At 61.8% G+C, this 24339-nt stretch carries 20 protein-coding genes; 6 read left to right on the forward strand and 14 right to left on the reverse strand.

What is annotated here, in order from left to right:
* Window positions 1-26: 26 nt before the first annotated feature.
* From cmk to mtnA, 7 genes are all read right to left on the reverse strand, one after another.
* Complete coding sequence (gene cmk / locus CER19_RS01010) at window positions 27-716, reverse strand: (d)CMP kinase (protein ID WP_003189772.1); 690 nt, start codon at window positions 714-716, stop codon at window positions 27-29.
* Window positions 713-2923: a bifunctional prephenate dehydrogenase/3-phosphoshikimate 1-carboxyvinyltransferase gene (locus tag CER19_RS01015; protein WP_256660355.1), complete on the reverse strand. Its 2211-nt coding sequence runs from the start codon at window positions 2921-2923 to the stop codon at window positions 713-715. The genes cmk and CER19_RS01015 overlap by 4 nt, the downstream gene beginning before the upstream one ends.
* Window positions 2924-2951: 28 nt before the next feature.
* Window positions 2952-4064 carry a histidinol-phosphate transaminase gene (gene hisC / locus CER19_RS01020; protein WP_116665068.1) on the reverse strand — a complete coding sequence of 371 codons (1113 nt, stop codon included), beginning with the start codon at window positions 4062-4064 and terminating at the stop codon, window positions 2952-2954.
* A 9-nt stretch (window positions 4065-4073) separates the two neighbouring features.
* Window positions 4074-5168, reverse strand: a complete 1095-nt coding sequence (pheA, locus tag CER19_RS01025; protein ID WP_032902668.1) for a prephenate dehydratase — start codon at window positions 5166-5168, stop codon at window positions 4074-4076.
* Window positions 5168-6253: a 3-phosphoserine/phosphohydroxythreonine transaminase gene (gene serC, locus CER19_RS01030; protein WP_116665069.1), complete on the reverse strand. Its 1086-nt coding sequence runs from the start codon at window positions 6251-6253 to the stop codon at window positions 5168-5170. Before serC ends, pheA begins: the two co-directional genes overlap by 1 nt.
* A 242-nt stretch (window positions 6254-6495) precedes the next feature.
* On the reverse strand, window positions 6496-9150 hold the full coding sequence (gyrA, locus tag CER19_RS01035) for a DNA gyrase subunit A (protein ID WP_003189765.1): 2655 nt from the start codon (window positions 9148-9150) through the stop codon (window positions 6496-6498).
* 424 nt (window positions 9151-9574) lie between these two features.
* Entirely contained in the window at window positions 9575-10645 is a 1071-nt protein-coding gene (gene mtnA, locus CER19_RS01040; protein WP_116665070.1) for an S-methyl-5-thioribose-1-phosphate isomerase, read from the reverse strand.
* A gap of 109 nt (window positions 10646-10754) precedes the next feature.
* On the opposite strand from mtnA, the gene CER19_RS01045 reads away from it, so the two are divergent.
* The 4 genes from CER19_RS01045 (at window position 10755) to CER19_RS01060 (ending at window position 14443) form a co-directional block, all read left to right on the forward strand.
* The gene (locus CER19_RS01045; RefSeq protein ID WP_032892794.1) at window positions 10755-12086 is read left to right on the forward strand and encodes a TRZ/ATZ family hydrolase; all 1332 of its coding nucleotides are present in this window, start codon (window positions 10755-10757) and stop codon (window positions 12084-12086) included.
* Between the two features lie 64 nt (window positions 12087-12150).
* Window positions 12151-12849 carry a bifunctional 2-polyprenyl-6-hydroxyphenol methylase/3-demethylubiquinol 3-O-methyltransferase UbiG gene (ubiG, locus tag CER19_RS01050; protein WP_003189760.1) on the forward strand — a complete coding sequence of 233 codons (699 nt, stop codon included), beginning with the start codon at window positions 12151-12153 and terminating at the stop codon, window positions 12847-12849.
* A gap of 4 nt (window positions 12850-12853) precedes the next feature.
* Window positions 12854-13525 carry an N-acetylmuramic acid 6-phosphate phosphatase MupP gene (gene mupP, locus CER19_RS01055; protein ID WP_116665071.1) on the forward strand — a complete coding sequence of 224 codons (672 nt, stop codon included), beginning with the start codon at window positions 12854-12856 and terminating at the stop codon, window positions 13523-13525.
* 177 nt (window positions 13526-13702) lie between these two features.
* Entirely contained in the window at window positions 13703-14443 is a 741-nt protein-coding gene (locus CER19_RS01060; RefSeq protein WP_014717613.1) for a YciK family oxidoreductase, read from the forward strand.
* 119 nt (window positions 14444-14562) lie between these two features.
* Here CER19_RS01060 and CER19_RS01065 read toward each other — a convergent pair whose 3' ends face one another.
* The 6 genes from CER19_RS01065 to CER19_RS01090 are packed head-to-tail and all read right to left on the reverse strand — an operon-like array spanning window position 14563 to window position 20723.
* Window positions 14563-16077, reverse strand: coding sequence for an ABC transporter substrate-binding protein (locus CER19_RS01065; RefSeq protein ID WP_116665072.1), 1515 nt, complete (start codon window positions 16075-16077; stop codon window positions 14563-14565).
* A gap of 32 nt (window positions 16078-16109) precedes the next feature.
* Complete coding sequence (locus tag CER19_RS01070; protein ID WP_116665073.1) at window positions 16110-17081, reverse strand: ABC transporter ATP-binding protein; 972 nt, start codon at window positions 17079-17081, stop codon at window positions 16110-16112.
* Window positions 17078-18034: an ABC transporter ATP-binding protein gene (locus CER19_RS01075; protein WP_116665074.1), complete on the reverse strand. Its 957-nt coding sequence runs from the start codon at window positions 18032-18034 to the stop codon at window positions 17078-17080. Before CER19_RS01075 ends, CER19_RS01070 begins: the two co-directional genes overlap by 4 nt.
* Window positions 18031-18888 (reverse strand): ABC transporter permease, encoded by an 858-nt coding sequence (locus CER19_RS01080; RefSeq protein ID WP_116665075.1) that lies wholly within the window; start codon window positions 18886-18888, stop codon window positions 18031-18033. Before CER19_RS01080 ends, CER19_RS01075 begins: the two co-directional genes overlap by 4 nt.
* Entirely contained in the window at window positions 18885-19832 is a 948-nt protein-coding gene (locus CER19_RS01085; protein WP_116665076.1) for an ABC transporter permease, read from the reverse strand. The genes CER19_RS01080 and CER19_RS01085 overlap by 4 nt, the downstream gene beginning before the upstream one ends.
* A 3-nt stretch (window positions 19833-19835) precedes the next feature.
* Complete coding sequence (locus tag CER19_RS01090) at window positions 19836-20723, reverse strand: proline iminopeptidase-family hydrolase (protein WP_116665077.1); 888 nt, start codon at window positions 20721-20723, stop codon at window positions 19836-19838.
* Between the two features lie 183 nt (window positions 20724-20906).
* Here CER19_RS01090 and CER19_RS01095 point away from each other — a divergent pair, with 183 nt between their 5' ends.
* Both CER19_RS01095 and CER19_RS01100 read left to right on the forward strand, forming a co-directional pair.
* On the forward strand, window positions 20907-21671 hold the full coding sequence (locus CER19_RS01095; RefSeq protein ID WP_116665078.1) for a LuxR family transcriptional regulator: 765 nt from the start codon (window positions 20907-20909) through the stop codon (window positions 21669-21671).
* Between the two features lie 93 nt (window positions 21672-21764).
* Window positions 21765-22697 (forward strand): proline iminopeptidase-family hydrolase, encoded by a 933-nt coding sequence (locus CER19_RS01100; RefSeq protein ID WP_116665079.1) that lies wholly within the window; start codon window positions 21765-21767, stop codon window positions 22695-22697.
* A gap of 96 nt (window positions 22698-22793) precedes the next feature.
* On the opposite strand, the gene CER19_RS01105 is transcribed toward CER19_RS01100, so the two are convergent.
* A complete protein-coding gene (locus CER19_RS01105; protein WP_105226197.1) occupies window positions 22794-24296 on the reverse strand; it encodes a nucleobase:cation symporter-2 family protein in 1503 nt (500 codons plus the stop codon).
* Between the last annotated feature and the right edge of the window lie 43 nt (window positions 24297-24339).

The following is a 24339-nucleotide window of genomic DNA, read 5'->3' on the forward strand; positions in this document are numbered from 1 at the left end:
TGACTGGTCCCCTGCGGCCTTCTTGATCACCCGGCGATATCGCGAATGGCGATTTCACTCATGATGCGTTCCAGCACCTGCTCGATGGACAACTCCGTGGAATCCAGCTGTATGGCGTCAGCCGCCGGCTTGAGCGGGGCTACCGCACGCTGGGTATCACGCTCATCGCGTGCACGGATCTCATCTAGCAGACTCGACAGACTAACACCATCGACTTTGCCCTTCAACTGCAAGTATCGGCGGCGTGCCCGTTCCTCGGCGCTGGCGGTCAGGAAAATCTTCAGCGGCGCCTCGGGAAACACCACCGTGCCCATGTCGCGGCCATCGGCCACCAGGCCCGGCGCCTCCTGGAATGCGCGCTGGCGCTGCAGCAGCGCCTCGCGCACGGCGGGCAACGCGGCCACTTGGGAGGCACCTGCGCCGATACTCTCGGTGCGAATCACATCGCTGACTTCATCACCTTCCAGAATGATGCGCTGCAACTGACCCTCGGTCGCCGCAATGAACTGCACATCCAGATGGGCGGCAAGTTTGGTCAGCAACTCTTCGTTGGTCAGGTCCACACCATGGTTGTGCGCAGCGAACGCCAGCAGGCGGTACAGCGCGCCAGAATCCAGTAGGCACCAGCCCAGGCGCTTGGCCAGAATGCCAGCGATTGTGCCTTTGCCCGAGCCGCTAGGCCCGTCGATGGTAATCACCGGTGCTTTGATATTCACAATTGAGCCTCTTGGGCAACACGGATGCCGACTTGGGCACACAGTGTCAGAAAGTTCGGAAAAGACGTAGCAACATTGGCGCAGTCAAGAATACGAATAGGCGCCTTCGCCCGCAGGGAAGCCACACTGAACGCCATGGCAATCCGATGATCGCCATGGGCGTGCACTTCACCGCCGCCCATCGGGCCACCGTCAATGATAATCCCATCGGGGGTGGGTTCACACTTCACGCCCAAGGCCAACAGACCGTCGGCCATCACCTGGATGCGATCGGACTCCTTGAGGCGCAGCTCTTCGGCACCGCGCAAAACGGTGCGGCCTTGGGCACAGGCTGCGGCAATAAACAGCACAGGGAACTCATCAATCGCCAATGGCACCAGGGCCTCTGGAATCTCGATGCCCTTGAGCACGGCAGCGCGCACACGTAAATCCGCAACCGGCTCGCCGCCCACCTCGCGCTGGTTTTCGAGGGCGATATCAGCCCCCATCAGCCGCAGGATGTCGATCACCCCGGTGCGGGTCGGGTTGATACCGACATGCTCCAGCAGCAACTCGGAGCCCTCGGCAATCGAGGCCGCCACCAGGAAAAATGCCGAAGACGAAATATCCCCCGGCACTTCAATACGCGTAGCGGCCAACCCATGCCCTGACGCCAGCGACGCCGTCGCGCCCTGCACCGCCACCGGGTAACCAAAGCCGCGCAGCATGCGCTCGGTGTGGTCGCGGGTCGGTGCGGGCTCGGTCACCGAGGTTTTACCCTCAGCGTACAACCCCGCCAACAACAGGCAGGATTTCACCTGGGCACTGGCCATGGGCAGTACATAGTTCAAGCCTTTGAGCGATTGCCCGCCACGAATGGTCAGTGGCGGACGCCCGTCCGGCCCGGTCTCGATGATCGCGCCCATTTCACGCAGCGGCTTGGCCACGCGGTTCATCGGGCGCTTGGACAGCGAGGCATCGCCGGTCAGCACGCTGTCGAAGCTCTGCGCCGCCAGCACACCGGCCAACAGGCGCATCGACGTGCCGGAATTGCCCACGTAGATCGGCCCCGGCGCAGCCTTCAGGCCATGCAGGCCGACACCGTGAATGGTCACACGCCCATGGTGCGGGCCCTCGATCACCACGCCCATGTCGCGAAAGGCCTGCAAGGTCGCCAGGGCGTCCTCACCCTCAAGGAAGCCCTCCACCTCGGTCACACCCTCGGCCAACGAACCCAGCATGATCGAGCGATGGGAGATCGACTTGTCACCCGGCACGCGGATGCGCCCGCTCAAGCGGCCACCCGGGCTGGCGATGAAGGTCAGATCATCGGTGTTCACTGCGGTTTCCATATAGGCCCGGCGTGCGAGGATCTTGCTGAAATGTTCACGCGCCACCCGTGCCCGGGTGAACACGCCCAGCAGTTGATGGCCGTCTCCCGCATCCACGGCGTCGCGCAAGGCGTCGAGGTCACTGCGGAAGGTGTCCAGGGTGCGCAACACCGCTTCGCGATTGGCGAGGAAGATGTCGTGCCACATCACCGGATCGCTGCCGGCAATCCGCGTAAAATCGCGGAAGCCACCGGCGGCGTAACGGAAAATCTCGAGGTTCTCGTTGCGCTTGGCCAAAGAATCCACCAAGCCAAATGCCAGCAGATGCGGCAAGTGACTGGTCGCTGCCAATACTTCGTCGTGACGCTCGACCTGCATATGCTCCACATCCGCGCCCAGCTCGCGCCAAAGACGATCCACAACAGCGAGCGCCGACGGATCGGTTTGCGCAAGCGGCGTCAGGATGACCTTATGCCGACGGAACAACTGCGCATTCGACGCTTCCACCCCGCTCTGCTCGGAGCCAGCAATAGGATGGCCCGGCACAAAGCGCGGCGGCATGCCACCAAACGCCAATCGTGCCGCGCGCACCACATTGCCTTTGGCACTGCCCACATCGGTAAGGATCGCTTGCCCGAGGTCCATGCCAGCCAGTACCGCCAGCAGTTTCTCCATGGCCAGGATCGGCACGGCGAGCTGGATCACATCCGCGCCCTGGCACGCAACGGCCAAGTCCGCCTCACAGCGGTCCACCACGCCCAACTCCACCGCCAACCTGCGCGATTGCGGGTCGAGGTCTACGCCTACGACTTCGCCACACAGCCCGCTTTCACGCAGGCCCTTGGCGAAGGAGCCACCGATCAACCCCAGGCCGACCACCACCAGGCGACCGATCATAGGCACAGCAGGTTGCAATGCAGTGACATCAACCACGGGCCAGAACCTTGGCCAGCGCCTCAAGGAAGCGGCTGTTCTCAGCCGGCAAACCGATGGTGATACGCAGATGGTTCGGCATGCCGTAGTTGGCCACCGGGCGCACGATCACACCCTCGCGCAGCAAGCCCTGGAACACCGGCGCGGCCACTTGGCCGAGGTCGACGCAGATGAAGTTGCCCTTGGACGGAATCCAGCCCAGGCCCAGCTCACGAAAGCCTTCCTGCAATTGCAGCATGCCGCTTTCGTTGAGGCGACGACCTTCTTCCAGGTATTCGGCATCCTTCACCGCCGCACAGGCGGCCGCCAGGGCCAGGCTGTTGACGTTGAACGGTTGGCGCACGCGGTTCAGCACATCGGCGACCACGGGGGTGGACAAACCATAACCGACCCGCAACGACGCCAGGCCATAAGCCTTGGAGAACGTACGCGACACCAGCAGGTTCGGGTAGGCCGCGAGGAAATCCAGGCCGTCGGGCAGGTCGCTGCCTTCGGCGTACTCGATGTAGGCTTCGTCCAGCACGACCAGCACATGCGCCGGCACGTCCTGCAGGAATTCGTTCAGTGCCTGCTCGTCAAACCAGGTGCCGGTCGGGTTGTTCGGGTTGGCGATAAACACCACGCGAGTCTGGGCATCGATGGCTGCCAGCATCGCCGGCAGGTCATGACCCCACTCCTTGGCAGGAATCACGCGTGCATCTGCCCCCACCGCCTGGGTCACGATCGGGTAGACCGCAAACGCATGCTCGCTGAACACCGCATTCAAACCTGGCGCCAGGTAGGCACGGCCGACCAGTTCAAGGATGTCGTTGGAGCCGTTGCCCAAGGTCACTTGATTCAACTCGACCCGGCACTTGTCCGCCAGCAGCGACTTGAGCGCAAAACCGTTGCCATCGGGATAACGGGTCAGCTCGGCCAGCTCTTCACGAATCGCCACCAACACTTTGGGGCTCGGGCCCAGCGGGTTTTCGTTACTCGCCAGCTTGACGATTTTGGACGGGTCCAGATTCAACTCGCGGGCCAACTCGTCCACAGGCTTGCCTGGAACGTAAGGCGAGAGTTGTTGCACGCCCGGCTGCGCCAGGGCGAGGAAGTTGCCACTCATGTCAAAGCCTCACAAAACCGCTTTCGGGTAAGAGCCCAGCACCTTGAGTGCCACGGCTTCCTGACTGATCTTCTCCAGCACGCCCTTGACCAGCGGGTCGCGGTGATGGCCCATGAAGTCGATAAAGAACACGTAGGTCCACTTACCGCTGCGCGAAGGACGAGTCTCGATGCGCGTCAGGTCAATCCCGTTGTCGTGGAACGGCACCAGCAGCTCATGCAGCGCACCGGGCTTGTTGCTCATGGAAACGATGATCGAGGTCTTGTCGTCGCCGGTGGGCGGCACTTCCTGGCTGCCGATCATCAAAAAGCGCGTGGAGTTATCCGGGCGGTCTTCGATCTTCTCAGCCAGGCGCGTCAGGCCGTACAGGCCCGCGGCCATATCGCCGGCAATCGCCGCCGAGTTCCACTCACCCTTGACCCGCTTGGCCGCTTCGGCGTTGCTGGACACCGCCACGCGCTCGACATTCGGGTAATGGGCGTCCAGCCACTTGCGGCACTGGGCCAGGGACTGGGCGTGGGAATAGATACGGCTGATGCTGTCGGTCTTGGTGTTTTCACCCACCAGCAGGTGGTGGTGGATACGCAACTCCACCTCACCGCAGATCACCATGTCGTGTTCGAGGAAGCTGTCCAGCGTGTGGTTGACCGCGCCTTCGGTGGAGTTTTCCACCGGCACCACGCCAAAATTCACCGCACCGGCCGCGACTTCACGGAAGACTTCGTCGATAGCCGCCATCGGCTTGCTGATTACCGCATGGCCGAAGTGCTTCATGGCCGCTGCCTGGGTGAAGGTGCCTTCAGGGCCGAGGTAAGCCACTTTCAGCGGCTGCTCCAGCGCCAGGCACGAGGACATGATTTCACGGAACAACCGCGCCATCTCTTCGTTGCCCAACGGCCCCTTGTTGCGCTCCATCACACGCTTGAGCACCTGCGCTTCACGCTCGGGGCGGTAGAACACCGGCACTTCGCCTTCCGCCAGCGACGCCATTTTCACCCGGGCCACTTCCTGGGCGCAGCGCGCACGCTCACTGATCAGCTCCAGGACTTTCTCGTCCAGGCTGTCAATGCGTACGCGCAGGGCCTTGAGTTCTTGCTCAGACATTAGCCGTGTTCCTTCTCGAACTCTGCCATGTAGGCAACCAGCGCATTGATGGCGTGGATGTCGACGGCGTTATAAATGGAGGCGCGCATGCCACCCACCGAGCGGTGGCCCTTGAGGTTCAGCAGGCCGCGCGCGTCGGCGCCAGCCAGGAACGACTTGTCCAGACGATCATCGGCCAGGCGGAACGGCACGTTCATCCACGAGCGGTCGCTGAGGTTGATCGGGTTGCTGTACAGGCCGCTGGCGTCGATAAAGTCGTACAGGACGCGCTTTTTCTCTTCGTTGAGCTTGCCCATGGCCGCCACACCACCCTGCTCCTTGAGCCATTCGAACACCAGGCCCGACAAGTACCAGGCAAATGCCGGCGGGGTGTTGTACATCGAGCCGTTATCGGCCGCGACCTTGTAGTTGAGCATGGTCGGGCAGAGCGAGCGGGCGCGGCCCAGCAGGTCTTCGCGGATGATATTGACCAGGATGCCGCTTGGGCCGATGTTCTTTTGCGCACCGGCGTAGATCATGCCGTATTTGGACACGTCGATCGGGCGCGAGAGGATGTCCGAGGACATGTCGCATACCAGTGGCACGTCACCGACTTGCGGCACCCAATCAAATTCCAGGCCACCGATGGTTTCGTTCGCGACGTAGTGAACGTAGGCCGCATCCTTGGACAGCTTCCACTCGTTCTGACCGGGAATGGCGAAGTAGTCGTAGGGCTTGGCGGTGCCTGCCACGTTGACATGGCCGTAGCGCGAGGCCTCTTCAATGGCCTTCTGACCCCAGATACCGGTGTCGATATAGTCAGCAGTGCCGCCTTCGGGCAGCAGGTTCAGCGGTAACTGGGCGAACTGCTGGCTCGCACCACCTTGCAGGAACAGCACTTTGTAGTTGGATGGGATGCCCAGCAAGTCGCGCAGGTCCTGCTCGGCCTTGTTGGCGATGGACACGAACTCATCGCTGCGATGGCTCATTTCCATCACGGAGAGGCCTTTTCCATGCCAGTCGAGGAGTTCACCCTGCGCACGCTGCAGGACTGCTTCAGGAAGCGCCGCGGGACCGGCACAGAAGTTATAGGCTCTCTTGCTCACATCCAATCTCACTCTGATCTGGTGGGGCTGCAATCATGTCAGCAACGCCCTCATTCTGGAGCGGACATCTGTGGGAGCTGGCTTGCCTGCGATAGCAGCGCCGCGGTATCACTGAATGACCGAGGCGCCTGCATCGCAGGCAAGCCAGCTCCCACATGGACCGCGTCCAGGCAAAGGGCGCTGTGTTTCATACGGGACAAACAACAAGGGGGCGAATCTTCATCCGCCCCCTGTGTGTCCGCTTATTCCTGCGGTTCTTCTTCGTCTGCGGCAGCGTCGAGGGTTGGCTCGTCAACGTTGTCATCGCCAGCTGCGATCACTTCGCCTTCAAACTCCTCACCTTCAAGCTCTTCACCTTCGACTTCCGAAGGCTCCTGCACACGCTCAAGGCCAACCAGTTTTTCGTCCTTGGCCAGCTTGATCAGGGTCACGCCCTGGGTGTTACGGCCCAGGCTCGACACTTCAGCCACACGGGTACGCACCAGGGTGCCCTGGTCGGAAATCAGCATGATTTCTTCGCCATCGAGCACCTGCACCGCGCCGACCAGACGGCCGTTGCGGTCGTTGCTGACCATGGCGATCACGCCCTGGCCGCCACGCTTGTACTCCGGGAACTCGCTGATGGCGGTGCGCTTGCCATAACCACGCTCGGAAGCGGTGAGGATCTGGCTGCCTTCTTCCGGGATCAGCATCGAAATCAGCTTCTGCCCTTCTGGCAGGCGCATGCCGCGTACACCGCGGGCGGTACGGCCCATGGCACGCACGTCGGATTCCTTGAAGCGTGTGACCTTGCCGCCATCGGAGAACAGCATGACTTCGCGCTCGCCATCAGTGATGGCCGCGGAAATCAGCACGTCGCCTTCATCCAGCTCCAGGGCGATCAGGCCCACGCTGCGTTGACGGCTGAAGGATTCCAGCGGGGTCTTCTTCACGGTGCCTTTGGCGGTGGCCATGAAGATGAAGTGACCTTCGGTGTATTCCTCGACCGGCAGCATGGTGGTGATGTATTCGTCACTGTCCAGCGGCAGCAGGTTGACCAACGGACGGCCACGGGCAGCGCGGGAGGCTTCCGGGATTTCGTAGGTCTTGAGCCAGTACACCTTGCCCTTGCTGGAGAACAGCAGCAGCGTGGTGTGGCTGTTGGCAACCAGCAGGTGAGCGATGTAGTCCTCATCCTTCACGCCGGTAGCCGATTTACCTTTACCGCCACGACGCTGGGCCTGGTAGGCCGCCAGCGGCTGGGTCTTGGCATAGCCACCGTGGGAGATGGTCACCACGCGCTCTTCTTCCGGGATCATGTCACCCAGGGTCAGGTCCAGGCGCGCATCGAGGATTTCGGTGCGGCGCACGTCGCCGTATTCGGCGCGGATCACTTCCAGTTCTTCGCGGATCACTTCCATCAGGCGCACGGCGCTGCTGAGGATGCGGATCAACTCGCCGATCTGGTTGAGGATCTCCTGGTACTCGGCCAGCAGTTTCTCGTGCTCAAGGCCAGTCAGGCGGTGCAGGCGCAGTTCCAGAATGGCCTGGGCCTGTTCTGGCGACAGGAAGTACTTGCCTTCACGCAGGCCGTATTGCGGGTCCAGGGTTTCCGGGCGGCACGAGTCGGCGCCAGCGCGCTCAACCATCGCTACCACGGCGCTGGACTCCCAAGGTGTGCTGATCAGCGCTTCCTTGGCTTCCGACGGCGTTGGCGAGGCCTTGATCAGGGCGATCACCGGGTCGATGTTCGACAACGCAACCGCCTGGCCTTCCAGGATATGGCCGCGCTCGCGGGCCTTGCGCAGTTCGAACACGGTGCGGCGGGTAACCACTTCGCGGCGGTGACGTACGAAGGCTTCCAGCAGGTCCTTGAGGTTCAGGATGCGCGGGCGGCCGTCGATCAGGGCAACCACGTTGATACCAAACACGCTTTGTAGCTGGGTCTGGGCGTAGAGGTTGTTGAGGATCACCTCAGGCACTTCGCCGCGGCGCAGTTCGATGACCACGCGCATACCGTCTTTGTCGGACTCGTCGCGCAGCTCGGTGATGCCTTCCAGCTTCTTCTCTTTAACCAGCTCGGCGATCTTCTCGATCAGGCGTGCCTTGTTCAGCTGGTAAGGGAGTTCGGTGATGACGATCTGCTGGCGGCCACCGACCTTGTCGATGTCTTCGATCATCGAGCGGGCGCGCATGTAAATGCGCCCGCGACCGGTGCGGTAGGCTTCGATGATGCCGGCGCGACCGTTGATGATCGCGGCGGTCGGGAAGTCCGGGCCGGGAATGTATTGCATCAGCTCATCGACGGTCAGCTCAGGGTTGTCGATAAGGGCCAGGCAACCGTCGATGACTTCACCGAGGTTGTGCGGCGGGATGTTGGTGGCCATGCCCACGGCGATACCGCTGGAACCGTTGACCAGCAGGTTGGGAATACGGGTTGGCATGACGGCCGGGATCATTTCGGTGCCGTCGTAGTTCGGCACCCAGTCCACGGTTTCTTTGTGCAGGTCGGCCAGCAGCTCGTGCGCCAGCTTGGTCATGCGCACTTCGGTGTATCGCATGGCCGCGGCGTTGTCGCCGTCCACCGAACCGAAGTTGCCCTGGCCGTCTACCAGCAGGTAGCGCAGGGAAAACGGCTGCGCCATCCGAACGATGGTGTCGTACACCGCAGTGTCGCCGTGAGGGTGATACTTACCGATCACGTCACCGACAACACGGGCAGATTTCTTGTACGGCTTGTTCCAGTCGTTACCCAGCTCGCTCATCGCGAACAGCACACGCCGGTGCACGGGCTTCAAGCCATCGCGCGCATCAGGCAGTGCCCGACCGACAATTACGCTCATCGCGTAGTCGAGGTAGGACTGTTTCAGCTCGTCTTCGATATTGACCGGGAGGATTTCTTTGGCCAGTTCGCCCATGAGAAGCCTGATTCCTTTTTCGGGTGAAACCTCGTCACATCCATTCGGGACGAACGAAGCTCGCCGCTGCCGGCACGGTGCCTGACAACGACTTACGACAAATCAACGAGTTATGACACGGATCTGCACGTTATAGGCCACCCCTCGGGGCAGCCTTGGAAACCGCCGGATGTTATCACAATCGCCGCCACGCACCTATCCCCCTGATGCGCATGGAGGCTAGTAATTTGACGGATGACAGGCTTGAAGGGGACGAGAGGGGCTCAGAGGCGCGGTGGTGCTTTTTTTTGAGGGTGGAATGCAGACGTTTTATTGACTTCAAGGGCCAATCGCAGGCAAGCCAGCTCCCACCTTTGATTTGTGAACACAGTTAAAGGTGGGAGCTGGCTTGCCTGCGATAGCGCCCCCACAGACACCGACACCCTCAATGCAGGCGCTTACGGCACATCAACTTGGCCAGTTTGGCGGTGTCTGGCCGCTCGACAATGCCTTTTTCGGTGACGATCACGTCAATCAGGTCCGCAGGCGTCACATCAAACACAGGATTAAACGCCGCGATATCCAACCGCTGCCCATCCACCTCAAGCAACTCACCAATATCGCGCTGCTCCAGCGCAACATCCTCCCCCGTAGCCATCATCAAATCGAGGGTCGAACTCGACGCCACCACCATAAAGCGCACGCCATGGTGCATGGCACACACGGCCAACTGATAAGTGCCGATCTTGCTGATCACATCGCCATTGGCCGCAATACAGTCAGCACCCACCACCACCCAGGTCACGCCTTTGGTCTTGAGGATATGCGCTCCGGCGGAGTCGGCATTCACTGCCACCGGGATGCCCTGGCCCGCCAACTCCCACGCCGTCAGGCGCGAGCCTTGCAGCCATGGGCGGGTTTCATTGACATAGACCTGCTCGACCAGCCCCTCCAGATACGCGGCATGAATCACCCCAAGGGCTGTGCCAACGCCGCCGGAGGCCAACGCCCCGGCATTGCCATGGGTGAGGATCGCCTGGGCATTGCCCTGGTGCTTGCGAATCCGCTCCATGCCCAACTGGGCCATGACCACATTGGCCTCCCGGTCGCTCTCATGGATCGCCACGGCTTCGGCTTCCAGCGCCACCAGCGGGTCGGTGTGTTTCTTGAGGCGGTCGAGGCGGTCGCGCATGCGCTGCAAGGCCCAGAACAGGTTCGATGCGGTCGGTCGGGTATGGGCCAGCAAGGCGTAGTCTTCTTCCCATGCAGCCTGCCAGTCACCACCCTCGGCGATACGCTCGCGGGCGGCCAGCACCAAGCCATAGGCGGCGCAGATGCCGATAGCCGGCGCGCCCCGCACCACCATGGTGCGAATGGCGTCGGCCACCGACTCAACGGTACTGCAGGCCACCCAGTGCTTGCGGGACGGCAAAACGCGCTGATCGAGCAGGTGCAGCGCGCCATCACGCCATTCGATGGCCTTCACTTTGTCTGCAGCCAACAGTCGGTCGCGCATCCCTTACCCCGCACTCATGAACAAAAGCCGCCGATTATAGCGATCCGCCAGCCAAGACGCTCGGGTATACTTCGCCCTTCTTTTATAGCTGCCTGGGAAGAAGCCTGCGATGACCTCCACTGCCGCCCCGCTCGACTTGTTGCTGCTGCCGACCTGGCTGGTACCCGTCGAACCTGCCGGCGTGGTGCTCAAGGAGCATGGCCTGGGCATCCGCGATGGCTGCATTGCCTTTATCGGGCCACGGGACGCGGCGTTGAAGCTGGCGGCGCGAGAAGTGCGTGAACTGCCCGGCATGCTGCTCAGCCCCGGCCTGGTCAATGCCCACGGCCATGCAGCCATGACCCTGTTCCGCGGCCTGGCCGACGATTTGCCACTGATGACCTGGCTGGAAAAACACATCTGGCCCGCCGAAGCCAAGTGGGTCGATGAAGCGTTCGTGCGCGACGGCACCAACCTGGCCATTGCCGAGCAGATCAAGGGCGGCATCACCTGCTTTTCGGACATGTATTTCTACCCCAAGGTCGCCAGTGACTGCGTGCACAACAGCGGTATGCGTGCGCAGATCGCGCTGCCGATCCTCGACTTCCCGATCCCCGGCGCCAGCAGTGCCGACGAGGCGATTCGCCAGGGTATCGAGCTGTTCGGCGACCTCAAGCACCACCCGCGCATCAAAATCACTTTCGGCCCCCACGCGCCCTATACCGTGTGCGATGCCAATCTGGAAAAAATCCGGGTGATCGCCGAAGAGCTGGACGCCGCGATCCATATGCACGTTCACGAAACCGCCTTTGAAGTGCAGCAAGCCGTCGAGCAGACCGGCGAGCGGCCATTGGCGCGCCTGGCTCGCCTTGGCCTGCTGGGGCCACGCTTCCAGGCCGTGCACATGACCCAAATCAGCGAAGACGACCTGGCTTTACTGGTAGAAAGCAACACCAGCGTCATTCACTGCCCGGAATCGAACCTGAAACTGGCCAGCGGCTTTTGCCCGGTAGAGCGCTTGTGGCAGGCTGGCGTCAACGTGGCCATCGGCACCGACGGCGCTGCCAGCAACAATGACCTGGATTTGCTCGGCGAAACCCGCACGGCGGCGATGCTGGCCAAGGCAGTGGCCGGTTCGGCCACTGCGCTGGATGCCCACCGCGCCTTGCGCATGGCCACGCTCAACGGTGCCAGGGCGATGGGCCTGGACAGCCAGATTGGCTCGCTGGAAGTCGGCAAGGCGGCGGACATCGTCGCTTTTGATCTTTCCGGGCTGGCGCAACAACCGATCTACGATCCGGTCTCACAGCTTATATATGCCACCGGGCGCGATTGCGTGAAGCACCTTTGGGTCGCTGGCAAACCATTGCTCGACGACCGGCAATTGACCCGCATGGATGAACAACAGTTGACCGCCACGGCCATTGCCTGGGGCCAACGCATCAGCGGGCACAGCGAATAACGACGCGGCTGAGGCCTCGGGTTCAGCCGCGACACACCGACTTATCAGATTCAGAGGATTCACCATGAGCAACGTCGACCACGCCGAAATCGCCAAGTTTGAAGCCCTGGCCCATCGCTGGTGGGACCGCGAGAGCGAATTCAAACCCCTGCACGACATCAACCCACTGCGGGTCAACTGGATTGACGAGCGCGTCAACCTGGCCGGCAAGAAGGTGCTGGACGTCGGTTGCGGCGGCGGCATCCTCAGCGAAGCCATGGCCCAGCGCGGCGCCACCGTCATGGGCATCGACATGGGCGAAGCGCCGCTGGCCGTAGCCCAGTTGCACCAGCTCGAATCCGGCGTGAGCGTGGAATACCGCCAGATCACTGCCGAAGCCCTGGCCGAGGAAATGCCCGAGCAGTTCGACGTGGTCACCTGCCTGGAAATGCTCGAACACGTGCCGGATCCGTCATCGGTGATCCGTGCGTGCTTCCGTATGGTCAAGCCCGGCGGCCAGGTGTTCTTCTCCACCATCAACCGCAACCCCAAGGCTTACCTGTTCGCGATCATCGGCGCCGAATACATCATGAAGCTGCTGCCGCGCGGCACCCATGATTTCAAGAAATTCATCCGCCCTTCCGAGCTGGGTGCGTGGAGCCGCCAGGCCGGGCTGACCGTCAAGGACATCATCGGCCTGACCTACAACCCGCTGACCAAGCACTACAAGCTGGCCAACGACGTTGACGTCAACTACATGATCCAAACCCTGCGCGAGGAGTAAGCCTGTGAAGTTGCGAGCGGTTCTCTTCGACATGGACGGTACCCTGCTGGACACCGCGCCGGACTTTATCGCCATCTGCCAGGCCATGCGCGCCGAACGTGGCCTGGCGCCGATCAACCCGCAGCACATCCGTGATGAAATCTCCGGTGGTGCGCGGGCGATGGTCGCCGTGACCTTCTCGATGGACCCGGAGTCGCCGGGTTTTGAGGAACTGCGCCAGGAATTCCTGGAGCGTTACCTCAAGGATTGCGCGGTGCACAGCAAACTGTTCGACGGCATGGCCGAGCTGCTGGAAGACATCGAGAAAGCCAAGCTGATCTGGGGCGTGGTCACCAACAAGCCGGTGCGCTTTGCCGAACCGATCATGCAGCGCCTGGGCCTGGCCGAGCGCTCGGCCGTGCTGATCTGCCCGGACCATGTAAAGAACAGCAAGCCGGACCCGGAGCCGATGATCCTGGCGTGCAAGATGCTCGACCTGGACCCGGCCAGCGTGCTGTTCGTGGGCGATGACCTGCGCGACATCGAATCCGGCCGCGACGCTGGTACGCGCACGGCGGCGGTCACCTATGGCTATATCCACCCGGACGACAACCCGCGCCACTGGGGCGCGGATGTGGTGGTGGATCACCCGCTGGAATTGCGCAAGGTGCTGGATAACGCACTGTGCAGTTGCTGATTGTTCGAAGATCTCAACAACGCTGAGATCAATGTGGGAGCTGGCTTGCCTGCGATAGCGGTCTGCCAGCCAGCACATTTGGCGACAGGTCGTCCGCCATCGCAGGCAAGCCAGCTCCCACAGGAAATGGATTCCACTTCGAGAGCTGTATCACCTTGAAATTTGTCGAGGCTATTTATGTTTGATTATTCTGCCCCTCCAGAACTGCTCAAAGGCCGGATCATCCTGGTGACCGGCGCCGGTCGCGGGATTGGCGCGGCAGCGGCGAAGACCTATGCCGCCCATGGTGCTACCGTGCTGTTGCTGGGCAAGACCGAAGCCAACCTGGCCCAGGTGTATGACGAGATCGAAGCCGCGGGCCACCCGCAGCCGGTGGTGATCCCGTTCAACCTGGAGACCGCCCTGCCCCACCAATACGATGAGCTGGCAGCGATGATCGAAAAGGCATTCGGCCACCTCGACGGCCTGTTGCACAACGCCTCGATCATCGGCCCGCGCACGCCCATCGAGCAGTTGTCCGGCGAGAACTTCATGCGGGTGATGCACGTCAACGTCAACGCGATGTTCATGCTGACCAGCACTTTACTGCCGTTGCTCAAGCTGTCCCAGGATGCGTCGGTGGTGTTCACCTCCAGCAGCGTCGGGCGCAAGGGCCGTGCTTATTGGGGTGCCTATGGCGTGTCCAAGTTCGCCACCGAGGGGCTGATGCAAACCCTGGCCGATGAGCTGGAAGACGTGGCCGCAGTGCGCGCCAACAGCATCAACCCGGGCGGCACCCGCACCAGCATGCGCGCCCAGGCGTACCCAGGGGAGAACCCGATGGAAAGGCCGGCGCCGGAAGAGATCATGCCGGTGTACCTGTACCTGATGGGGCCGGACAGTGCGGGCATCAATGGCCAGGCCTTCGATGCGCAATAAGCTCTGAAACACCGCAAAACAAAGGTGGGAGCTGGCTTGCCTGCGATAGCGGTGGTGAATGTTCCATCGCCATCGCAGGCAAGCCAGCTCCCACATTGCTGTGTGGTGTAGTTAAAAACTCAGTTTTTGACCACTTCCTCCAAGGTGAAGCGTCCCAACGGGTTCTGCAGGAAGTTGCTTACGTTCTTGCGTGAGATGTTGATGTACGGGCTGTAGTACAGGTCAATCCAGTTCACATCCTGTTTGGCCAGCTTCTGCAACTCGACATACATCTGCTCGCGCTTGGCCGGGTCTGCCTCGATCCGCGCAGCCGCCACCAAGGCCTTGACCTGGTCGTTCTTGTAGCGGGTCATGTAGTTCTGGTTGGTGTCGTGGCCCAGCACGAAGGTGGTTTTCTGGTCGGGGTCGAGGATGTCGTTGGTCCAGTACATCACCGAAATATCGTACTCACCGTCCACCAGCATCTGCCAGCTTTGGGTCGGGTCGACTTTTTGTAGGTTGGCGGTCACGCCGACCTTGGCTAGCTGGTCCTTGATGATCACCGCGATCTGCTCGTCGGCCTCGTTGCCGGCGTTGACCACGTAGTTGAGCTTCAAATCCTGGGCACCCGCAGCGGCCAGCAGCTTCTTGGCTTCGGCCGGGTCGTACGGGCGTTGCAGGTTGTTGGCGTAGTGGTACAGCGAGCCCTTTGGAATGTAGGAATAAGCCACGGTGCCTTGACCGTAAGTGACGGCTTTGACCAGCGATTGCTTGTCGATGGCCATGTCCAGGGCCTGGCGCACTTGCGGCTTGGCCAACAAGCCGTGCTCGTGGTTGATCAACAGGTGATCTTCACGGGTGGAAGGGTCGGCGTGGATCACCACGTTCTGGTCTTTTTTCAGTTCTTCGACCCGGGAGAACGGCACGAAGATCGCCGTGTCGAGTTCGTTGTTCTGCACCATGCGCATGCGCGTGTTGTCATCGGTCACCGACACCCATTCCACGCCGTCCAGGCTCACGCTGCTGGCCTGCCAGAAATTCGGGTTTTTCTTCAGGATCACGCGGTCGCCCTTGCGCCACTCGTCCACGGTAAACGCGCCGGAAGTCACCGGGTTTTCCGAGTAGGCGTCTTCGCCCATCTTGGTCATGGCTTTTTCAGACAGGATCGACACCGTTGGAGACGCCAGTTGCGAAAGGAAGGCCACCGCCGGGGTTTTCAGGGTGACCACCAGGGTCTTGGCATCGCTGGCCGTGGCGGTGTTGATCAGGCTGAACGGGTCGCTCCACAAGGAGGCCTTGTTGTCGCGGATGCGCAGCAGGCTGAACGCGGCGTCGGTGGCAGTGATCGGCGAGCCGTCAGAGAACTTCGCCTCGCGCAGCTTGAAGGTGTAGGTCAGGCCATCCTTGGAAATGTCCCAGCTTTGGGCCAGGCCCGGTTCCATCTTGGTGCCCAGGTTATCCACGCGCACCAGGGTGTCGTAGACGTTGGCAAACACCCAAGTGTCGCGGTTTTGCGCGCTTTTGATCGGGTCAAAGGTGGTGCTGTCTTCACGGCAGCCGATGGTGAGCACACCGGCGGCCTGGGCCAGGCCGGCGGTCAGCGACCAGGCCGTGAGGGTAGCGGCGGCGAGCAATTTCAAGTGGCGCGAGGGCATATCACAACTCCTTGTTAATGAATGGCAGAGGGTCAGAGCAAAGGGGCTTCAAGCACGCAACTGTACCGATGCTCGTGCAGGAAATGGGTGGGGGGCAATACCGTGGAACACATGGCTTGCGCATACCGGCAACGCGGGTGAAAGGCACAGCCTGTCGGCAGATTCAGCGGGCTCGGCGGTTCGCCGGGCAATGGCTGCATGGGCAGTGGCCGGTGCGGATCGATCTCCGGGATGGCCTGGATCAGCGCCGCCGTATACGGGTGACGCGGCGCGGTGAACACCGCTTCCACCGGCCCTTCCTCGACGATCTTGCCCAGGTACATCACGGCCACGCGGTCGCATAGGCGCCTTACGATGGCCAGGTCATGGGCGATAAACAGGATCGCCAGGTTCATGCGTTGTTGCAGTTCCAGCAGCAGGTTGATGATCTGGCCCTGGATCGACACATCCAGCGCCGCCACGCATTCATCGGCAATGATCAGGCGCGGCTCCACCGCCAGCGCCCGGGCGATACCCACGCGCTGGCACTGGCCGCCGCTGAGGGAGCCGGGCTTGCGTGAAGCCAGCTCAGGACGCAAGCCCACCAGTTCGAGCAATTCATTCACACGATCAGGAATCTGCTGCGCCACCACCTTACGCTGCACACGCAGTACCTCGGCGATGGTTTCGCCAATGCTGTGCCGTGGATTGAGCGCGGCGTAGGGGTCCTGGAAAATCATCGCGGTTTCATGCCGCAGCCGGGCAATGTCGATGGCACTGCCATGGGCCATGTCGACACCGTCGAACAACACCTGCCCGGCGCTGATCGGGTTGAGGTGCAGAATTGCCCGGCCCAGGGTGCTCTTGCCACTGCCGGACTCGCCCACCAAACCCAGGGTTTCACCGGCGGCGAGGTTCAGCGACACCCCGTTCACCGCCCTCACCCACTGGCGGTTGAGGCCCAACAGGCCGCTGCCGGACGCGGCAAAGCGTACTTCCAAATCCTTGACCTGTAACAAGCTCATGGGCGCGCTCCCAACGGGTAGTGACAGGCCACGCGTACGCCTTGGGGCAGCAACTCGGTGCACAAGGCGCCGGCCTGCGGGCAGCGCGGGTGGAAGCGACAGCCGTCGGGCAATGCATCGAGCAACGGCGGCTGGCCAGCAAGGGTGCGCAACAACGCATGCCCGCTGCTGTGGGCCGGCTGGCAGTCGATCAGGCCTGCGGTATACGGATGTTGCGGTTGGGCCAGCAGCTCGTATTTGCTGCCGTGCTCGCACAGGCGCCCGGCGTACATTACGGCGATGGCATCGCAGGTTTGCGCCACCACGCCCAGGTCATGGGTGATCATGATGATCGACAGGCCACGCTGGTCGCGCAGGTCGAGCAACAGCCGCAGGATTTGCGCCTGCACCGTCACATCCAGGGCTGTGGTCGGTTCGTCGGCGATCAGCACCTTCGGGTTGCAACCCAGGGCTACGGCGATCATTGCGCGCTGGCGCATGCCACCGGAAAACTCATGGGGGTAGTTGTCGACCCGCGCCTGGGGGTCGGGAATCCCGACCTGACGCAACACCTCGATCGCCTGCACGCGCGCGTCTTTTTTCGACGCGCCTTGATGCAGGCGGATGCCCTCGGCGGTCTGCTCACCGATGCGCATCAACGGGTCCAGGTGGCTGCTGGGGTTCTGGAAGATCATGCCCAACTGCCCGCCGCGCACGGCGCGCATACCGGCATCATCCAGCGCCAACAGGTCCTGGCCGGCCAACTGCACCGCGCCGCCCTGCACGCGCAGATTGGGCGATGGCAACAGACGCATCAGGCCACGACAGGCCATGGTCTTGCCCGAACCGCTCTCGCCCACCAGGCCAAGGATTTCACCTTCGGCCAGGTCGAAGGACACCCGATCCACCAAGGTGACCTCACGCCCGGCGTTGTTGGCGATCACACTGAGGTCGCGCACCTTCAGCAGGCTCATGAGCGCTCCCCCAATACCTGCGCAACACCATCGGCCAACAGGCTGAAGCCCATGGCCAAGGTCACGATGGCCAGGCCCGGAAAGGTGCAGATCCACCAGGCGGTGGTGATAAAGGCTTGCCCCTCGGCCACCATCGTCCCCCATTCGGCGGTCGGTGGTTGCACCCCCAGGCCCAGGTAACTGACGGCGGCGCCGTTGAGCAGCACCAGCACCGCGTCAGACATGGAAAACACAATGGAGCCAAACAGCGCATTGGGCAGCAAATGCCGGAACAGAATGCGCCCATGGCCAAAACCCAGGCTCTTGGCAGCCAGGGCGAACTCGCTTTCCTTGAGCACCAGGATCTGCGAGCGAATCAGGCGCGCGTACGACACCCAACCCACCAGTGCCATGGCGATATAAAAACTCTGCAAGCCCGGCCCGAGGATGGCCATGATCGCCAGCATCAGCACCAGGAACGGGAACGCCAGCACCACGTCGATCACACGCATGCAGACACTGTCGAAACGCCCGCCGATATAACCCGAGACCGCACCGATAAAGGTGCCAATGATGAACGGGAAGATCACCCCGATAACCGCCAACTGCAGGTCGATGCGCGCACCCCAGATCACCCGCGACAGGATATCCCGGCCGTAATTGTCCGTACCCAACGGATGGGCAAGGCTGGGGGCCAGCAAACTCATGCCGGTGTCCTGCGCGATGGGGTCATAGGGCGCTATCCACGGCGCCAACAGCGCCAGGGCCAACCACGCGAACAGGATCAACAACCCCCATGCGGCAGTCAGTCGGCCATTGCGAAAACCAAAGCGCAGGCGCAAGCGCCACGGGGCGATCAGGGGGCGACTGCTCATTGCATCTTCACCCGTGGGTCGAGGGCCACTGTCACCAGGTCGGCCATGAAGTTGACCACCACCGTGGCACAGGCCAGCACCATCGCCACGCCCTGCACCACCATGTAGTCACGGGTAAAAATGCCGCGCACCAGCAATTGGCCGATGCCTGGAATCGCGAACAGGCTTTCGATGACCACCGTGCCGCTGATCAGCCAACCGATGTTGACCGCCAGCAGGTTGACCGCCGGCACCAGGGCGTTGGGCAGCACATGCCGGCGAAAAACCGCGCCTTCCGACAGCCCGCGTGCACGTGCGGCGGTGACGTGATCCGCCTGCAACTCCATCAACGTGCTCGCCCGCAGGTTGCGCACCAGCACCGCCGACAGCGCCAGGGCGATGGTCAGACATGGCAAGAGCATATGGTGCGCCTTGTCCAGCCAGGTGCGCCCGTAACCGGACACCGGGAACAGGCCCCATTTCACGCTGAGCAGCAGGATCAGCATCAACCCCAGCCAGAACGCCGGCATGCCCAGGCCGACCGTGGTGAACACGCGGATCAGCTTGTCTGCCCAACGGCCTTGCTGGCGCGCCGCAATCGTCGCCAATGGCACCGCTATCAACAACGCGAGCACCACGCTGCCCAATACCAGCACCAGGGTCGGCTCGATGCGGGTGACGATCAGTTTCAGGGCGTCGACCTTGTACAGCAGCGATTGGCCGAGGTCGCCCTTGAGCAGGTTTTTCAGGAAGTAAAAGTATTGCAGCCACAAGGGCTGGTCGAGGCCGAACTGGGCGCGGATCTTCAACAGCGCATCCGGCGTGCTGCGCGAACCCAGCAAGGCGCGCGCCGGGTCGCCAGGAATCGAGCGCACCAACACGAAGGTGATCAGGCTGATGCCCAGCAGCACCGGCAGCAATTGCAGGGGCCGGGACAACACGAAGCGGTAGCGCGCCAGGTTCATGCGTCAGCCTCGGTGGCGAGCGAGGAAGTCCAGCAGCACCGGGAAGTAGGCCTGCGGCTCCTCGTAAAACGGCATATGACTGCTGTTGGGGAACACATGCAACTCGGCGTGGGGTGCTGCTAGTTTCATGCGCATTGCGCAGGCGGGGGTGAGTTCGTCGTGCTGGCCGGTGGTGATCAGGATCGGCATCTTGAACTCGGCCATTTCCTTGAGGCGGTTCCAATCCTTGAGGTTGCCGATATAGAGGAACTCGTTGGGGCCTTGCATGGTTTCGTACGGCCCCATGTTCCAGTCGCCCAGGGACCGCTTGACCGGCTCTGGCCATTCGTCGAGCCGGCACACGTGGCGGTAGTTGAGCAAGGTGATGGCGGCCTGGTACTGCGGGTGGTCGAGAGTGCCCATGGCTTCGTGGCGTTGCATCATGGCCACGGTTTCGCTGCCCAGGGCGCCGCGCAGGCGCTCCAGTTCCTGGGACAGGTGGGGAATGTCGCCGACGGTGTTTTCCAGGATCAGGCTTTTGAGCGCACCGGAATAATGCAGGGCATATTCGATCCCCAGCCAACCGCCCCAGGAGTGCCCGAGCAAATGCACGCGGCCCAGGCCCAGCGCCTGGCGCACGGTCTCGACTTCTTCGACATAACGGCGGATTTCCCACAGTGCGGCATCGGTCGGTCTGGCTGATGCGCCCGTGCCAAGCTGGTCGAATGCAACCACTCGCAGGTTATGTGCTTTGAGCCAGCCATGGGCGTCGCGCAGATAGTCACACGGCAGGCCCGGCCCGCCGTTGAGACACAGCAGCACCTCATCGCCTTCGCCAAAGCTGTAGACCACGAGGTTATGGCCGTCGACTTGCACGTTGTACTGCTGGTCGGGGGCAATTTCACGCCACATGCATACATTCCTTGTGTTGTATCGGCCTGGCGGGTAGCGGCCGTTTATCAGGTCAACACTACCGAGGATGCCGTGCGTCCATAACCTAGTATTTCTTATAGGTTTGGCCTGGCAGTCCTTCGCCGGGGCGTGGCATTCTACTTGCAGCAAGTCGAGATTCAAATGAATTCGGGAGCAGAACGGATGCTGGCCAAGCTGACCGCCTTCAATAATCGCCTCATACCGGGCAGGAGCCTGGATGAACAGATGGACAATGCGTTTATCCTTGCCCAACAACTGGGCTTCGATGCCCTGGTGTATGACTACAGCCCGGTGCCCATCGACCTCAACGGCGCACTGATCACGCCCTCGCTGTTGCAATTGCGCAACACACCGGCCGACTGGCACGCCTTATGGTGCAGCGAAGGGTTTTACCAGATCGACCCGGTGCAACACCTGGCGTTGAGTTCGGTATCACCATTTGTCTGGTCCTATGAGGCGAAGACCGAGACTGCCCTGCAAAAGATCATCGACCCGTGCCACGCCCCCGTTTCTTCCTACCTGCATGAACGCCAACTGACCTGCGGCGTCAGCGTGCCGATTCATCTGCCCCGGGGCGGCTTCGCCTCGCTGACCGGGTTGCGCACTGGCAAGGCGCGCACGGTATTGAAGGACGCCCAACATACGCTGGCCGATTTCAGCCTGATTACCCATGCCCTCCAGGAAGCGGCGTACCCGCTGTTCAGCAAGGAAGTGCGGGCTTATCCGCACATCCGCCTGACCAAGCGCGAGCGTGAATGCCTGAAGTGGGCGGCCGAGGGCCTGACCGCCGCCGAAATCGCCACCCAATTGAGCCGTTCCCTGGCGGTGGTCACCCTGCACCTGGCCTCGGCCATGCACAAACTGGGGGCCAAGAACCGTGTTCAGGCGGTGGTTCGCGCCACCCATTACCGCTTGCTGGAAGGTTGAGCGCTGGGAAAAACCTATCTGTTTTGCTAGTTACCTAAACTTTTTGTTCAGACTATCGTAACCCTGATCCTTTTTTTCAGAGCAGGGTACGAAATGGAATTCATCGAAAAAGTTCGCGAAGGCTACGCGCCCTTTGGCGCCTACCAGACCTGGTATCGCGTCACGGGCGACCTGACCACAGGCCGCACGCCCTTGGTGATCATCCATGGCGGCCCGGGCTGCACCCACGATTACGTCGACGCCTTCAAGGACGTCGCCGCCAGCGGTCATGCGGTGATCCACTACGACCAGTTGGGCAACGGCCGCTCCACGCACTTGCCGGAAAAAGACCCGTCGTTCTGGACCATCGGCCTGTTCCTCGACGAGTTGAACAACCTGCTGGACCATCTGCAAATCAGTGAGAACTACGCGATCCTCGGGCAATCCTGGGGCGGCATGCTGGGCAGCGAACACGCGATCTTGCAACCCAAGGGCCTGCGCGCGTTTATCCCTGCCAACTCCCCCACCTGCATGCGCACCTGGGTCAGCGAAGCCAACCGCCTGCGCAGGCTGTTGCCTGAAGGCGTGCACGAAACCCTGCTCAAGCACGAGCAGGCCGGCACCTACCAAGACCCGGAATACCTGGCGGCCTCACGGGTTTTCTATGACCAGCATGTGTGCCGGGTCAACCCGTGGCCCGAAGAAGTGGCACGCACCTTCGCCCAGGTTGATGCCGACCCGACGGTGTACCACGCCATGAGCGGCCCGACCGAATTCCACGTGATCGGCAGCTTGAAAGACTGGAACGTGATCGGCCGCCTGTCAGCCATAAAGGTGCCAACCCTGGTGATTTCCGGTCGACATGACGAAGCCACACCGTTGGTGGTCAAACCGTTCCTGGATGAGATAGCGGACGTGCGCTGGGCACTGTTTGAAGACTCCAGCCACATGCCCCATGTGGAAGAACGCCAGGCGTGCATGGGGACGGTGGTGAAGTTTCTGGATGAGGCGTGTTCGTTGCCCTGCAAAGAACTCAAAGCGGGTTGAATCCCTGTGGGAGCTGGCTTGCCTGCGATAGCGCCGGTGAATTCACCATCGCTATCGCAGGCAAGCCAGCTCCCACAGGGTACACGGGGTCGCTCGTTAAACCTCGCTGGTCTCAGGCTTGGATGTTTTCCTCAGGGCATCGGCCACCAACGGAATTTCCTTACCTTCGGCATCAAACAGCTTCCCTCCCCGGTAGTAATCGCCGTCGCGCAACGCGGCCACGTCGCGAAAGCACAAGCTGCGCTCAGTCCCCGCCACAAACACTGACTGCTGGTCCGAGTTGCCGGCGGTGAAGTGGTTGAATGCCAGGTTCAGCAATATCGCCATGATTGCCGACGAGCTGATGCCCGAGTGGAAGATGGTCGCGAACCAGCTTGGAAACTGATCGTAGAAGCTCGGCGCGGCGATGGGGATCATGCCGAAGCCGATGGACGTGGCGACGATGATCAGGTTCATGTTGTTGCGGTAATCCACCTTCGACAGCGTGCGAATCCCGCTGGCCGCCACCGTGCCGAACAACACAATCCCGGCGCCGCCCAATACGGAAGTCGGCACGGCCGCAATCACCCGGCCCATGAATGGCAGCAGGCCGAGCACCACCAGGAATACACCGCCGGTTGCCACCACAAACCGGCTCTTGACCCCGGTCACCGCCACCAGGCCGACGTTCTGGGCGAACGCGCTCTGGGTGAACGAACCGAAGATCGGCGCGAACATGCTCGACAACATGTCGGCACGCAGGCCGTTGCCCAAGCGCTTGGAGTCCACCTTGGTGTCGATGATCTCACCCACCGCCAGGATATCCGCCGAGGTTTCCACCAGCGTCACCATCACCACGATGCACATGGAAATAATCGCCGCCACATGGAAGGTGGGCATGCCGAAGTGAAATGGCGTGGGGAAACCGAACATCGGCCCTTGCATGACACCGGAGAAGTCCGCCATGCCGAGCAGCACCGCGATCACGGTGCCGATCACCATGGCCAGCAGGATCGACAAGCGAGAGATGGTTGCGCTGCCGATCTTGCTCAGTAGCAGCACCAGCACCAGAGTCAGCGCGGCCAGGCCGATGTTGGACATGCTGCCAAAATCCGCCGCCCGGCTGTTGCCACCCATGGCCCAGCGCGCCGCTACGGGCATCAGGGTCAGGCCGATGGTGGTAATCACAATGCCCGTCACCAGCGGCGGAAAAAACTTGGTGATCCGTGAGAACACCGGGGTGATCAACAAGCCGATAAAGGACGCGGCCATCACCGCGCCGAGAATCGCTGGCACGCCACCGGCACCGTCGCTGCCGACAATCGCCACCATGGTCGCCACACCCGCGAACGACACCCCCTGCACCAGCGGTAACTGACAGCCGAAGAACGGCAGGCCCAGGGTTTGCAGCAGCGTGGCCAGGCCACCGGCAAACAGCGATGCAGCGATCAGCAGGCCGATATCCGCCGGCGACAACCCGGCTGCCTGGCCGACGATCAACGGCACGGCGACGATGCCGCCATACATGGTGAGCACGTGCTGCAGGCCGTAAGCCATGTTGGCGGCGACGCCCAGATTTTCATCTTCGGGCCGCTGCGGTGACGCCTTCGGGATAGTCATGGTGAGGGGTTCTCTGTTTTTGTTGTGCGCTCACTGTATGCAA

This window comes from Pseudomonas sp. GL93 (assembly GCF_003408955.1).
GTDB lineage: Bacteria > Pseudomonadota > Gammaproteobacteria > Pseudomonadales > Pseudomonadaceae > Aquipseudomonas > Aquipseudomonas paracarnis.

Bases quoted from the DNA above. Each gene is read 5' to 3' on its own strand.
- CER19_RS01015 (WP_256660355.1), bottom strand. From the start codon at position 2,923: ATGATCGGTCGCCTGGTGGTGGTCGGCCTGGGGTTGATCGGTGGCTCC.
- hisC (WP_116665068.1), bottom strand. From the start codon at position 4,064: ATGAGTGGCAACTTCCTCGCCCTGGCGCAGCCGGGCGTGCAACAACTC.
- pheA (WP_032902668.1), bottom strand. From the start codon at position 5,168: ATGTCTGAGCAAGAACTCAAGGCCCTGCGCGTACGCATTGACAGCCTG.
- gyrA (WP_003189765.1), bottom strand. From the start codon at position 9,150: ATGGGCGAACTGGCCAAAGAAATCCTCCCGGTCAATATCGAAGACGAG.
- mtnA (WP_116665070.1), bottom strand. From the start codon at position 10,645: ATGCGCGACCGACTGTTGGCTGCAGACAAAGTGAAGGCCATCGAATGG.
- CER19_RS01045 (WP_032892794.1), top strand. From the start codon at position 10,755: ATGACCTCCACTGCCGCCCCGCTCGACTTGTTGCTGCTGCCGACCTGG.
- ubiG (WP_003189760.1), top strand. From the start codon at position 12,151: ATGAGCAACGTCGACCACGCCGAAATCGCCAAGTTTGAAGCCCTGGCC.
- CER19_RS01060 (WP_014717613.1), top strand. From the start codon at position 13,703: ATGTTTGATTATTCTGCCCCTCCAGAACTGCTCAAAGGCCGGATCATC.
- CER19_RS01065 (WP_116665072.1), bottom strand. From the start codon at position 16,077: ATGCCCTCGCGCCACTTGAAATTGCTCGCCGCCGCTACCCTCACGGCC.
- CER19_RS01070 (WP_116665073.1), bottom strand. From the start codon at position 17,081: ATGAGCTTGTTACAGGTCAAGGATTTGGAAGTACGCTTTGCCGCGTCC.
- CER19_RS01075 (WP_116665074.1), bottom strand. From the start codon at position 18,034: ATGAGCCTGCTGAAGGTGCGCGACCTCAGTGTGATCGCCAACAACGCC.
- CER19_RS01080 (WP_116665075.1), bottom strand. From the start codon at position 18,888: ATGAGCAGTCGCCCCCTGATCGCCCCGTGGCGCTTGCGCCTGCGCTTT.
- CER19_RS01085 (WP_116665076.1), bottom strand. From the start codon at position 19,832: ATGAACCTGGCGCGCTACCGCTTCGTGTTGTCCCGGCCCCTGCAATTG.
- CER19_RS01090 (WP_116665077.1), bottom strand. From the start codon at position 20,723: ATGTGGCGTGAAATTGCCCCCGACCAGCAGTACAACGTGCAAGTCGAC.
- CER19_RS01095 (WP_116665078.1), top strand. From the start codon at position 20,907: ATGCTGGCCAAGCTGACCGCCTTCAATAATCGCCTCATACCGGGCAGG.
- CER19_RS01100 (WP_116665079.1), top strand. From the start codon at position 21,765: ATGGAATTCATCGAAAAAGTTCGCGAAGGCTACGCGCCCTTTGGCGCC.
- CER19_RS01105 (WP_105226197.1), bottom strand. From the start codon at position 24,296: ATGACTATCCCGAAGGCGTCACCGCAGCGGCCCGAAGATGAAAATCTG.